The organism is Xanthomonas prunicola (genome assembly GCF_002846205.1).
Taxonomy (GTDB): Bacteria; Pseudomonadota; Gammaproteobacteria; order Xanthomonadales; family Xanthomonadaceae; genus Xanthomonas; species Xanthomonas prunicola.
The window spans coordinates 1-900 of sequence record NZ_PHKV01000066.1 but is presented as its reverse complement, the minus strand read 5'-3'; the positions used below and the strand labels follow the sequence as shown (position 1 = coordinate 900).

The window sequence follows — 900 nt, the reverse complement described above, 5'->3', positions numbered from 1 at the left end:
AAGAACGGCGGATCTTGCAGAACCAAATGACTGGCGGTTTCAGGCGTCAGATAAGCCCATAAGGCGTAGCCGGTCCAGACCCCGTCTTCGTCTTTAATCGTGACGAGCTGGCCTAGGCGAATTGCAGGCCATAGCCACACATAAGCCGCTGCGATACTGAACTTCTTGCGGTCAGTCTTGAACAGGAGTTGCATTGCCAGGCCAAGCGCCTGCGCATCAACGGCATTAGGTTGCATGGGCGGTGGTTGAGCTCAATGTTTGCGCTGCAACTGCAGCGTCCGGGAAGGTGAGCAGTGCGGCAGCGATTGATGCACGCCCGTTCAAGCTTAGACCTACCAGGTAGCTGGTGGGTTCGCAGTCGACACACGCGACGGTTCTATGGCCAGAATTGGTGATGCCGAGTGTCTCATCTGCGACTTCGGCACCGAAGATCAGTGTTCCCCCACGCACGCGTGGCCCCTCCAGCTGGGCTGTATAGGCCATACGATGCGTATCAAAGAAATACAAAGCGGTGGACACGTGATCGCTTGCGTAGCCCAAGACAAGCCAGTGTGGTGGTAAGCCTTTCCAGACACGGCGCGAGACCGCGACCTCGGTTGCGATAAAGGCCGAGACCCGCTCGGGTCCCGACGACCGATCGGCCAATATCGACCGCACCAGCTTGATCGCCCGGCGCTTGGAGACGCGATAGGAAAGGCGTGGTCGTGGTCTCAGCCAGCGGTTGGCGGCACAAAGATGGAGAGCTGCGTTCGGAAGTGCGCGCAGGAGCGAGTTGATCTCCTCGCCTGTCTGAGAGCCCTGGGTTGCTTTGCCTTTGATGTGGTCAGAGAGCCAATCGTGGCGCTCATCGTGCTTTGTGGGCTGATCGAGCGCATAGTCAATGCGCTGTTGCTCGCGGTA

Annotated in this window: 2 pseudogenes; both read right to left on the bottom strand. The window is 58.6% G+C overall.

The annotated features are described in order from the left end of the window. Positions 1 to 236 (bottom strand): annotated as a pseudogene (locus tag XpruCFBP8353_RS23055) (toxin-activating lysine-acyltransferase); the annotation flags it as partial. Then, positions 226 to 900: pseudogene (locus tag XpruCFBP8353_RS23050) on the bottom strand (protein adenylyltransferase SelO family protein); the annotation flags it as partial. The pseudogenes XpruCFBP8353_RS23055 and XpruCFBP8353_RS23050, both read right to left, overlap by 11 nt.